This is a genomic window from Thalassobacillus devorans, from assembly GCF_011761345.1.
In the GTDB taxonomy this organism is placed as follows: domain Bacteria; phylum Bacillota; class Bacilli; order Bacillales; family Halobacillaceae; genus Thalassobacillus; species Thalassobacillus devorans.
Genome location: NZ_JAASRY010000002.1, coordinates 304,484 through 316,828 on the forward strand (window position 1 = coordinate 304,484; position 12,345 = coordinate 316,828).

Annotated in this window: 10 protein-coding genes; 9 read left to right on the forward strand and 1 reads right to left on the reverse strand. The window is 42.6% G+C overall.

Features of this window, described 5'->3' with window-relative positions; translation table 11 throughout:
• The first annotated feature begins 33 nt into the window (after positions 1–33).
• The 8 genes from FHS45_RS08735 (at position 34) to FHS45_RS08770 (ending at position 9,886) form a co-directional block, all read left to right on the forward strand.
• Positions 34–915 carry a carbohydrate ABC transporter permease gene (locus FHS45_RS08735; protein ID WP_062441932.1) on the forward strand — a complete coding sequence of 294 codons (882 nt, stop codon included), beginning with the start codon at positions 34–36 and terminating at the stop codon, positions 913–915.
• Positions 902–1,756, forward strand: coding sequence for a carbohydrate ABC transporter permease (locus tag FHS45_RS08740; protein ID WP_208416380.1), 855 nt, complete (start codon positions 902–904; stop codon positions 1,754–1,756). Before FHS45_RS08735 ends, FHS45_RS08740 begins: the two co-directional genes overlap by 14 nt.
• Positions 1,753–2,820, forward strand: a complete 1,068-nt coding sequence (locus FHS45_RS08745) for a zinc-dependent alcohol dehydrogenase (RefSeq protein WP_062441928.1) — start codon at positions 1,753–1,755, stop codon at positions 2,818–2,820. Before FHS45_RS08740 ends, FHS45_RS08745 begins: the two co-directional genes overlap by 4 nt.
• A 15-nt stretch (positions 2,821–2,835) precedes the next feature.
• A complete protein-coding gene (locus FHS45_RS08750; RefSeq protein WP_062441926.1) occupies positions 2,836–3,633 on the forward strand; it encodes a sugar phosphate isomerase/epimerase family protein in 798 nt (265 codons plus the stop codon).
• A gap of 12 nt (positions 3,634–3,645) precedes the next feature.
• Positions 3,646–4,683: a Gfo/Idh/MocA family protein gene (locus tag FHS45_RS08755; protein WP_062441925.1), complete on the forward strand. Its 1,038-nt coding sequence runs from the start codon at positions 3,646–3,648 to the stop codon at positions 4,681–4,683.
• Positions 4,680–6,911 (forward strand): glycoside hydrolase family 65 protein, encoded by a 2,232-nt coding sequence (locus tag FHS45_RS08760; protein ID WP_062441922.1) that lies wholly within the window; start codon positions 4,680–4,682, stop codon positions 6,909–6,911. The genes FHS45_RS08755 and FHS45_RS08760 overlap by 4 nt, the downstream gene beginning before the upstream one ends.
• A gap of 95 nt (positions 6,912–7,006) precedes the next feature.
• On the forward strand, positions 7,007–8,713 hold the full coding sequence (locus tag FHS45_RS08765) for a sugar phosphorylase (protein WP_062441921.1): 1,707 nt from the start codon (positions 7,007–7,009) through the stop codon (positions 8,711–8,713).
• Positions 8,714–8,725: 12 nt separating this feature from the next.
• On the forward strand, positions 8,726–9,886 hold the full coding sequence (locus tag FHS45_RS08770; RefSeq protein WP_062441918.1) for a glycerate kinase family protein: 1,161 nt from the start codon (positions 8,726–8,728) through the stop codon (positions 9,884–9,886).
• 98 nt (positions 9,887–9,984) lie between these two features.
• On the opposite strand, the gene FHS45_RS08775 is transcribed toward FHS45_RS08770, so the two are convergent.
• A complete protein-coding gene (locus FHS45_RS08775) occupies positions 9,985–11,430 on the reverse strand; it encodes an APC family permease (RefSeq protein WP_062441915.1) in 1,446 nt (481 codons plus the stop codon).
• Positions 11,431–11,731: 301 nt separating this feature from the next.
• Between FHS45_RS08775 and panD the strand changes: the two genes are divergently transcribed.
• Entirely contained in the window at positions 11,732–12,124 is a 393-nt protein-coding gene (gene panD / locus FHS45_RS08780) for an aspartate 1-decarboxylase (protein ID WP_062441911.1), read from the forward strand.
• Positions 12,125–12,345: the final 221 nt, after the last annotated feature.

Sequence of the window (12,345 nt, forward strand, 5' to 3'; positions counted from 1 at the left end):
TATATTACTTGTAGTTAGAAAGGTGGAATTTCGATGGGCAAAGTGAAGCGTGAAATATCTGATAGCAAGTTAGCATTCATATTGCTACTGCCCAGTGGGTTATTAATATTAATGCTAATTGGTTATCCGATGCTTTCTAACTTCTATATCAGTTTTTTTGAACAACCGATCAATCCGAATTTACCTGCTGATTTTATCGGTTTTCAGAATTTCACGGAGACATTAACAGATCCGGAGTTTTACAAGTCTCTTGGACTTACTCTGCTTTATACCGTACTTGTTGTAGCGGGTAGTACATACTTAGGCCTGTATGTTGCTATTTTGTTCAATCGGCCGTTCCGATTCAGAAAATTGGCCAGGTCTCTGATCATTCTCTCATATGTTACCCCGTCCATTTCGCTAATTTTTGGGTGGAAGTATATGTTCAACAATGGCTACGGAATCATCAATTATATCGGAAGGGATGTACTTCATATCTTTGATACCCCTCCATTATGGTTTGATGACCCGACGAGTAGTTTTGTTTTGGTGGTACTATTTGCTATTTGGCGTTATTTTCCTTATGCCTTTATTGCGTTTCTTGCAATTCTTCAAACAATCTCGCCGACGTTATATGAAGCGGCGGAAATGGATGGAGCAAATATATGGCAGAAATTTAAGGTCGTTACTTTGCCTGCCATCATGCCAGTTATGATGACCGTCATTACCTTACGTACTATCTGGATGTTTTACATGTTTGAAGATGTTTATCTGTTAACCAATAAAGTCAACGTTCTGGGTATTTATTTATATGAAACAGCGTTTGCCTTTAATGATTTAGGAAAAGCTTCCGCCATATCGGTACTGTTATTCTTGATTATCTGTACATTGATTATTGTCATAAGAAAGAGGGTGGACTTGAATGCCAGCAGTTAGTATGAGAACGACTAAACGTGTGAAACGCGCCTTTTTTTACCTTGGCATGCTAGTCATATTAGGGATTTGTTTATTTCCCTTCTTTATCATGCTGATGACTTCATTTAAAAGTTCCCGTGAAGCGATTGCGACTAATCCAACATTTTTACCGAAAGATTGGACATTGCAGCATTTTGTCGATATTTTCAATCCATCAATTTTTCCGTATCTCACTTATTTGCAGAATAGCTTTATGGTATCTCTGACGGCATCGACGATTTCAGTCGGTTTTGCGATATTTGGCGCTTATGCTCTATCGCGGTTGAATTTCCGCGGTCGTCTGCAGATAAATGCCAGCTTTTACACCGTTTATATGTTTTCAGGGATTCTGTTAATTGTACCTTTATTTAAAATAATCTCCGGACTAGGGCTGTATGATACAAGGACATCCCTGATCATCGTCATGATTGTCCAGACATTACCGACGGCTATTTTAATGCTGAACAGTTATTTTGAAACAATTCCAAAAGACTTAGAAGAAGCAGCAAAAATAGATGGTTTAAACCGAGTGAAAATCATCTTCTATATTATTATCCCACTGTCTTTCGCAGGGATTGTATCTGTATTTGTTTATTGTTTTATGGTGGCTTGGAATGACTTCCTGTTTGCGTCTATATTCTTTTCAAGTTCAGAGAACTTCACATTACCGGTTGGGTTGTACTCATTATTCAGTACACCAGACTATATATGGGGACGTATGATGGCGGCTTCAATTGTTACCGCACTGCCGGTTGTCATCATGTATGCGATATCTGAAAGTCTAATCAAGGGCAATGTTACAGATGGAGGGGTTAAAGGATGAGTGAACTTACGAAAACATTAATTGCTACAGAACCGCGTAAAGCAGAATTGGTAGCTGTTGAAACTGCTGCTGTTGGAGTGGATGAGGTAAAAGTTAAAGTAGAATTTTCTGCACCTAAGCATGGAACAGAAGTAGTCGATTTCCGTGGAACCACTCCATTTATGGAGGAAGAGTTTTCGGAAGAGTGGAGGACCTTTGTACCAAGGAAAGATCCATCCAATAAAGGAATCGTATTTGGAGAATTTAAACTTGGCAACATGGTAGTCGGTGAAATTATTGAAACGGGAGGACAGGTTACAGATTTTTCAATTGGTGATCGTGTCTGTACGTACGGCCCTATTTCTGAATATGTGGTCGTTAAAGGGGTCGACAACCATCGTCTCTTGAAAATGCCGGAGCATGGTAAATGGCAGAATGCAGTTTGTTATGATCCAGCTCAATTTGCTTTAGGTGCGGTACGGGACGCTAACATTAAACCGGGAGATTGTGTTGCAATTTCCGGGCTTGGTGCTATTGGTCAGATTGCCGTCCAATTAGTCAAACAACTAGGGGCAAGCCTTGTAGTAGGTATAGACCCGATTGAGCATCGCCGGGAAGTCGCCAGAGAAGGCGGTGCGGATGTTTGTTTTGATCCTACTACTTGTGATACCGGATATGAAGTGAAAAAACTGACTGATAAACAAGGTGTGGATGCCTGGATTGAAACTAGTGGAATTAGTACGGCCCTGCAGGATGCCTTGAAAGGGATTGGGTATGCAGGTACTATCGCTTATATTGCTTTTGCAAAACCATTCCCGGAAGGGCTGAACTTCGGGAGAGAAGCGCACTTTAACAATGCCAGCCTGGTTTTTTCAAGAGCGGCGAGTGAACCGAATCGTGACTACCCGCGCTGGGATAGAAAGAGAATCGAAAGGACTTGCTGGCAGCTGTTGATGAATGGACATTTAGATTGTACAAAAATCATCGACCCTGTTGTTGATTTTAAAGATAGTCCAGAGGCTTATATGGAATACGTCGACCAATCCCCGAACTTAAGTATTAAACTAGGAGTCAAACACGGATAAAGAAAGGAAGATTCTATGAAACTGGCAACGCAAAACCAGAGTTTTTTTCCGGAAAATATCATGGAAAAATTCACCTATATCAAATCGTTAGGGTTCGAAGCCTTTGAGATCGACGGTAAGTTGTTAATCGACCGCAAGGATGAAGTTAAACGAGCGATTGAGGAAACAGGACTCCCTGTCAATGCAGCATGTGGGGGATATGACGGTTGGATTGGTGATTTTTCAGAAGAAAAACGAAAGAATGGGCTTAAAGAAATAGAGGGAATTTTACATGCTCTTCAGGAAATCGATGGGGAAGGCATCATCGTACCTGCTGCCTGGGGAATGTTCACTTATCGCCTGCCGCCAATGGAATCTCCGAGAAGCCAAGAAGGGGACTGGGAGGCTGTCAGTGATTCATTGCGTTACCTGGATAACATCGCTAAAAAAACAAATACCACGATTTTCCTAGAGCCGCTTAACCGATATCAGGATCATATGATCAATACGGTAGCAGAAGCGAGGAAATATATAGAAGACAATAATCTGACGCACACAAAGATCATCGGCGACTTTTACCATATGAATATTGAAGAAGATAACCTGGTCCAGTCATTACATGACAACAGAGATCTGATCAAACATATTCATTTGGCAGATAATCACCGTTACCAGCCGGGAAGTGGATCAATTGATTTTAAAACATGTTTTTCGCAGCTGGGTAACGATGGATATGACGGGTATATGACGATTGAATGCAGGGTAAGGGGCGACGAGCCTAAGCAAGCCTATCAGCGTTCCGTAGATTATCTTGCTACATTGCTTCAACGATAGAGGAGGATTCCGATGGAGAAGAAAAAGGTAGCGATTATCGGGGGAGGACAGGTGGCAGAAACGAAGCATATCAGTAACTATCAGGATTTCGACGATATTGAGATTGTGGCAGTGTTATGCAGAAGGGAAGCCAGTGCCTGTGCTTTCGCTGAACGAAATGGGATTGCCCGTGCATATACCGATTTAAGTGATTTGTTAGCCGTGGAAAAACCGGATATGGTGAGCGTATGCACGCCGAATAAGTTCCATTTAAAACATGTTACGGAAGCACTCAAATCCGGGTCCCATGTTCTCTGTGAAAAACCTCCAGGAATCTCCTCTCAGGAAGCTAAGGCTATGCATGAGTTAGCGGAATCACGTGGGCTGGTTCTTGCATATAATTTTCAGCACCGTGTATCAGAGGCTGCTCTGACGCTAAAGGAAAAAGTCCAGGAAGGGATGCTTGGTGATGTTTATTATGCCAAGCTTAGCGCTCTGCGACGGTCAGGTGTTCCCGGCTGGGGGAATTTTATTAATAAAGAACTCCAGGGCGGGGGACCGTTGATTGATATTGGCATACATATGCTGGATAGTGCTTTTTTCATCCTAGGTTTTCCTGAAGTGAAGAAGGTAACGGCAAAAATGTTCCAGAAAATCGGTCCGTTTAAAGAAGAGGGTTCATTTGGATCATGGAATCCTGACGACTACGAAGTGGAGGATGCTTTATTTGGCTTTATTGAACTTGCGAATGGCGGCCTGATACAGGTTGATACGTCATTTGCCCTCCATATGAAGCAGGCGAAAAAACTGAACATAGAGTTATGCGGCGATAAAGCAGGAGCAACTCTATATCCATTGGAGATCTATACAGATGATAAAGGTGAGCTGGTCACATTGCTTGAACAAGAGTCATCTGATGATCCAGAACGTACGGCGATTCATTCCTTTGTCCGGAAGTGTGCCGGGTCGACATCAGAAGTTATTGCAACTGGAGAAGAAGGATATAAGGTTCAACAGCTGGTTGAGCTGCTATACAAATCAGCGGAACAGGGAGAGACAATCTATCTATGACAAACCTGAAACTTTCCGAAGATACATTTAATCTAAAAAAAATAAATAAATATGCCACGCTCATGACGCTCGGAAATGGTTATATCGGCTTGCGAGGTACCCATGAAGAAAATTACTTCAACCAGAAGCGTGGGTTCTATGTGGCAGGAATCTATAATTATTCAGAAGCAGGCGAACCCGAGGAAATCGTAAACCTTCCTGATGTGGTCGGGCATGAGATTGAAATCGATGGCCAGGTTTTTTCCTCATTGACCGGGAAAAAACTTTCTTATGACCGCACGCTTCACATGGATCGTGGAGAGGTCATCACCCGCTATCTATGGGAGAGAGAAGATGGTCTGAGGTTACAGTTCGCTTTTCACCGATTGGTAGCCAAGCATGACTTGCATGTGATTGCTTCGAAAGTAATGATTACCAGTATGAACCGTGATGTAACCGTCAAACTCCGAACAGGTATAGATGCCCAGCAAACGAATCATGGCCGTCAGCATGTAAAAGAAAAACATGTACAAGTTCATGAGGAAAAATATCTCCAGGGTACATACGAAACAACGAACTCTGGACAAACGATTACATTGTTTTCGGCTTGTGCATATTCTCATGACTGCCCTGTCAACTTTTTTGCGAAAAACAGGCAGCTGCTAAGTGAGTCTGTCATTTCGCTAGGTGAAGACGAATCTTTCCAGCTGGAAAAGTTCACAACGGTAGAAACTAGTAATGATGGAGATGTTTCTGGATCAAGAGATATCGGACTTGAAAAGGTAAAGCACCTAACCGCCCAGGGATACGATGAAATATTGAAACAATCCGCCCGGGCATGGAAGCAGTTCTGGGACGCAAACCGCATTGAGATTCATTCTCCAAATCCGATGGATCAGAAAGCCATCGATTTTGCCCAGTACCATTTGGAAATTATGACGCCGAAGCATAGCAACAATATCAGTATCGGGGCGAAAGGGTTGACTGGAGAAGGATATAAAGGGCATGTGTTTTGGGATTCAGAAATTTTCATGCTTCCTTATCATCTTTATAACGATCCGGAGGTGGCCAGACAACTGCTGGAATACCGTTACCAGCGTATGCCTGAAGCGAAAAACTTAGCGACTGAGCATGGGTATCATGGTGCCCAGTTTCCTTGGGAGAGTGCGAGGACAGGGAAGGAAGAAACCCCGAAATATGCAGCTATCAACATCCGGACCGGCGAACGCCAAAAGGTAGCCTCCGCACTGGCTGAGCACCATATCGTCGCTGATATTGCTTTTGCAGTATTGCATTACTATCGTGGTACAGGTGACGAGGATTTTATGAAAGAAAAAGGGTTGGAAATGCTCGTGGAAACGAGTAAATTCTGGCTGAGTCGTGCAGAAGAAGTCGATGGAAGGCTGCAGTTATTAGGCGTAATCGGCCCTGATGAATACACCGAATTTATAGATAACAACGCATACACGAATTATATGGTTCATTATACTGTGCAAGAAACGTTAGATCTGTTGAGGGGGGTGGATAGCGAAAATCAGCAGCAGATTAAAGAAATGGAAAACTTTCTTGACCGATTATACTTGCCGGAAGTAAATGCTGATAATCTGATTCCACAAGACGATACCTTCTTGAATAAACCCATTATCGATTTGGCTCCATATAAACAACAACAGGGAAGCCAGTCGATTTTGCTTGATTATTCCCGAACGGAAGTCAATGAGATGCAAATTTTAAAACAGGCAGATGTCGTGATGTTGTTATTTCTCTTACCTGATCTGTTTTCAAGAGATGTAGTGGAAGCGAATTATCGCTATTATGAAGCACGGACGATTCATGATTCTTCCCTTAGTAAAGCGATTCACGCAATTTTGGCTATGCGTTGCGGCCATAAGACGACCGCTTATCAATTTTTCCAGGAGGCATGTTTGATTGACCTTGGCCCTAATCCTCATTCTTCAGACGATGGTATCCATGCTGCATCACTCGGTTCGATCTGGCTTGCGTTATTCAATTTCTTAAATCTGAATTTTACTGGGGAAAGGTTTAAAATTGATCCAGTACTTCCTGATACCTGGACTTATTTTAAGTTCCCATTTTCTTATCGTGGCAGGCGTATCGTCGTCGAGGTTAGTGATCAAAATCTGAAGCTGAGTAATGTTTACGGGAAACCGATTGGTGTTGAGGTTGGTGGAAATAGCTATCAGTTAACGGATTACATCGAAATACCATTACCACAAATTGTAACCTGATTACGGATAATTAATGTCAATTTTTCAAGTGAATCCTGATTGAAAGGGTTCACTTGTGTTTATACATAAAATTTTAATTAGAGGTGTGAAACCAAATGCAAGGAACTTCCGCAGAAAGTATGTTGAATAAATTAAAGTCTGTTTATGGAGTAGAGAAAGGAACTCGACTGCACAGAAATATTGATGCCCTGGTTGAAAAATACAGGGGAGAAATTGATAGCCAACAGAAGGCTTGGGTCGACCAGGAAGACATCATGCTCATCACATATGGAGACTCCATCAAAGAAGCGGGCAAAGCTCCGCTTCAATCGCTCCACGAGTTTTTGGAAGCGCAGGCCGATGGAACAATCAATGCGGTCCATTTGCTGCCATTCTATCCATATTCTTCTGATGATGGTTTTTCCGTCATAGATTATTTAGCTGTCAACCCTGACGTTGGTACATGGAAAGAAGTTGAAGAGCTTTCTAACGATTTTGACCTGATGTTCGACGCAGTAATCAATCACATATCACAAAAAAGCGACTGGTTCCAAGGATATTTGAATGGGGATCCAGATTATAAGGACTATTTCATAGCAGCTGATCCTAAGGAAGACTACAGCCAGGTCACTCGTCCACGCGCGTTGCCTTTATTAACGAAGTTTGAAACGACAGAAGGTCCCAAGTATATATGGACAACCTTCAGCGAAGACCAGATCGACCTCAATTTTGAAAGTGAGAAGCTGTTCCTTACCGTTCTGGAAGTTCTGCTAACATATGTGAAAAAAGGGGCTAGGTTCCTACGATTAGATGCCATCGGCTTTCTCTGGAAGAAAATTGGAACGTCATGCATCCATCTAGAAGAAACGCATACGATTGTACAAATTATTCGCGAGGTACTGGAAACTGTTTCTCCCGGGACGGTTATTATTACAGAAACCAATGTGCCTCATCAAGACAATATCAGCTATTTTGGTGATGGCACTAACGAAGCCCATCTAGTCTACCAGTTCCCGCTTCCCCCACTGACACTGCATTCTTTCCAGCAGGGCACTACGAAGCATCTGCTGGAATGGGCAGATTCGTTGGATCCGACAACCGCCCATACCACTTACTTTAATTTCCTCGCGTCTCATGACGGGATAGGGGTCCGTCCAGTCGAAGGAATATTGAGTGAAACTGAAGTGGGGGCGATGATCGAGAAAGTAGAAAAACGTGGCGGCCGTGTTTCTTATAAGGACAACGGAGATGGAACCAAAAGCCCGTACGAACTGAACATCAACTATCTGGATGCTCTTGTTGAGGCTGAAGATAGCACCGAATCGAAAGTTAAACGCTTTTTAGCTGCACAATCCATTTTGCTTTCAATGGTCGGCGTGCCAGGCATATATGTTCATAGCCTGCTTGGCTCCCGAAATTATGAGAAGGGCATAGAGGAAAGCGGCAGATATCGTACAATCAATAGGGAAAAGTTAGACCGTGGGACGCTTGAAAAAGAACTGGCTGATCCTTCTCATCTTCGTCATCAAGTGTTTGAAGGGTTTAAAAGGTTGATTGATATCCGTAAACAACAAATAGCCTTTCATCCTAACGCTCACCAGAAGGTACTGTTCCTTGATGACCGAGTATTTTCCATTATTCGCAGTTTTGAAAATGAACAGGTTGTTGTCCTTATCAATGTGACCGCGGAAGATGTCGTGATCCAATGTGACAGACAGTTGTTTGGATGGGATGATACAGTTATGGATTTAGTTAGGGGTAAGATGCTTGAACAGTCAGATATTACACTGGAGCCTTTTCAAGTCATGTGGCTGAAGGGCTAAGGAGAATATATTATGAATATAGTTATCAGTACGGATTCCTTCAAAGGGTCAGTCTCTAGTATCGAAGCGGCCCGTCATCTTGAAAAAGGAATTAAATACGTAGTTCCGGACGCCGACACAACGGTTATACCAGTTGCTGATGGAGGGGAAGGCACTGTCGAAGCGTTCCTCGAGGTGCTGGATGGAGAGAAATTCTATCGCACTGTCCAGGATCCACTTGGAAGGAGCATTACAGCTACTTTTGGCTGGGTAGAAAAAGAAAAGCTCGCTATTATCGAAATGGCAGCTGCATCCGGTCTCCCTTTATTGAGGGAAGAAGAAAAATCTCCTGAAATTGCATCCACCTATGGAACAGGGGAGCTGATTCGTGAAGCACTTGACTTTGGGGCAAAAAAAATTATCCTAGGCATAGGCGGTAGTGCCACCGTTGATGCAGGGACCGGTTGTTTTCAGGCGCTCGGCGTTAAATTTTTAGATAAAGGGGGATATGAAGTCCAAGAAGGCGGAGGAAATCTTGGTAACATAAAGACAATCGATCTCTCCGGTTTAGACAGCAGATTGAAACAGGTTGATTTTGTTGTCGCTTCCGATGTCAACAACCCTTTGCTCGGAGAGAATGGGGCGGTTGCTGTCTTTGGTCCGCAAAAAGGGGTTAGTTCTGATAAAATTAATCTCTTTGAACAGGGTTTTGCCAACTATGCCGATGCCGTCGAACATATGCTGGGGGAAGAGCTGACATCTATACCCGGAAGTGGAGCTGCCGGAGGGTTTGGTTTTAGTCTCAAGGCATTCCTTTCTGTTGAGATGCACAGTGGGCTTGAACTAATAGCTGAGTTGAGCCGGCTCGAGGAACATATCCAACGTGCCGATTTTGTTTTTACAGGGGAAGGTAAAATAGATGATCAGTCACTGTCAGGAAAAGTTCCTGTCGGCGTAGGACGGATTGCGCGGAAATACAACGTTCCCGTTATTGCGTTTACTGGCTCATTCGAAGGCGAGGCACAAGTACTCCGTGACGAGGGAATTACCGTAATCATACCGATTGTTGATAAACCGATGCCTTTGAAGGATGCAATCAAGTACGGAGGAGAGCTACTGGAAAGATCGGCTCAACGCGTCATGAATCTTGTGAACATTCAAAGTCATCCTTACAAGAAAATGAACCAAGATTAACTAATTCTATAAGGAAAATGTAATTACCATTGTAAAAACTGGAGGACCCGGGGTGTTTTTATTCACACCCCGGGTCCTCCAGATAGTGGTAAAACTTATTATTTTTTTGCGGCGTTTTCGCCAAGGATCAAGTAGCTGAGTTCTGCGTTAGATAGTTGGTTGTAAGTTTTTCTATTAGCTAAATAGAAAGCCACTCCAAGACCGATCCAGATGACCAGTGCTATTCTTGATTCCACTCCCAGATAAGCTGGTGAGAACGGGAGTAGCAATAATAGCATAAACACGAGGCTGGCGGTCATTCCCAATAAAGCAATGAACTTTTTCGTTGGGTTGGTCGTCACATTTGCATTCTCAACTTTTGTTGTACTGTTCCATGTATAGAATGTATATGCTGTATAGCTTGTGTAGAAATAAGCGATAGATACGCCGATGGATGACATATCAACTACCCAGAGCAATACTTCACGTCCGAACCAAGGCGCAAGGGAAGCGATGATGGCCGTGAAAATGATGCCAACATATGGTGTGCCAGACTTCGGATGAAGCTTAGAAAAAGCTGGCGGCAGTATTTTTGCCCGGGACATTGCAAACAACAGGCGGCTGGAAGAAATGGTAAAACCATTTAATCCTGTGAATATCCCCATGCTGAGTGCCAGTACTAATAAGAAGAGGCCTGTAGTCCCGAGTAAGTCGCTGATCGCTGCCCCGGTTCCCCAAATATATCCTGCTTCTACCATTTGCTCCCATGGATTAGCCATGGCAGTTGCAATAATCATCATACTGTATAAAACTAAGGCGAATACGATTGCTAGAATAATCAAACTGAAAGCTTTTTTAGAAGAAAAATTGAATTCTTCTGCTGCCTGAGGAATGTTATCAAAACCTACATATGCCCATGGTGCAATTGCTACAATTGATAGAACCGCAGCTAAGGTAGATATCTCAGGCTTGAATAAAGGCTGGATGTTTTCGAAACTTCCTTGGGGTGTGCCGCCCACAAGGGTGGTAAGAATAAAGACACCGCCAAGCATAATCAAACAGAAAATAAATTGCATTTTTCCAGATAAACCGCTGCCTTTGATATTTAAGTAAGTGAAAAAAGCTAATGCGACAGTGGCAACAAGAATTTCAACTAAGTATACGTCCCATCCGGCAATCGAATAAAGCTTAAAATTCATGGTGAAATCCGGAAAGACAAACTTGAACATCAGGGCAAATGCTGACGCGTTCAGTGCAACGATACAAATATACCCGAGTGTTAAGAACCAGCCACAAATAAATGCGTGTGTTTTCCCCATACTGATAAAAGAATAAGCGAACTCTCCGCCGGAAACAGGGAATTTTTCAATGAGAAAACCATAACTGACCGCAATCAGCCCCATCAGGATGGCTCCAATTGCAAAACCGATGATGACACCTAACGGGCCGGCTTTCCCCATCCATTCTACCGGCAGGACAAATGCTCCCCATCCGATGGATGATCCTAAGGCAATTGCCCACACCCAATGGGGCTTTAACGTTTTATCAAGAGTTTTTCTACTCATAGTTACCTCCTAGTTTTGGGATGGATTCTTTCTAAATTATTAATCCCTTATCTTTTCCCATCTTTCATATAAAGCAACCCAGTTATAGTATTTCTGATAAACAAACTTTTTAAGGGGGCTTTTGTATGTTCTGCATAATTTCCCCTTAATATTTTTAATGGGAGATATTCCATAATAAGGAATTTTCGAAAAAGTAGTAATATTATTATCAAACCTGTATATAGATTGTAACTAAGCTGAAATTGCTTCTATTTTAACGTAAGGTTAGGCTGAATACATAGCAATAAGGAGGAATTCTATCATGCAACGATTAATGTGCAAAGGTAAAATACACCGGGCAACAGTTACAGAAGCGGAATTAGATTATGTTGGGAGCATTACGATTGATAGTAAATTGATGAAAGAAGCTGACATCAAACCTTATGAAATGGTACAAGTTACAAGTCTGAAAAATGCGACAAGGTGGAAAACCTATGCTATTCCTGCTCAAGAAGGCTCAGGAAGGATCTGCCTGAATGGACCCCCAGCCCATTTGTTTTCTCCGGGGGATATCGTCATTATTCTGAGTCTTGCTCAAATGACAGATGAAGAAATTGAAACGCTTCGGCCAAGAGTCGTATTTGTAGATGAACAGAATGAAATCACTTCCGTAGAATCACATGATTTACATTGGCCGGAAGGTGTAAAGCAATAATCTAACCATAAAGGTCCAGTTGGTTGATACCAGCTGGATTTTCTTGTGGGCATATATAGGGGCAAGAGGGTGCCGGTTTCACCCCAGGTCCTCCAGATAATGGAGATTTGAAAAATAATCACCTGTATGTATCCATTTTTTGCTATAATAAGACAAGAAAAGTGAGGTTAGGCGGTGAAAAGACAAGTACGTACATGATGTCCGTTCATCACGGGATAAAA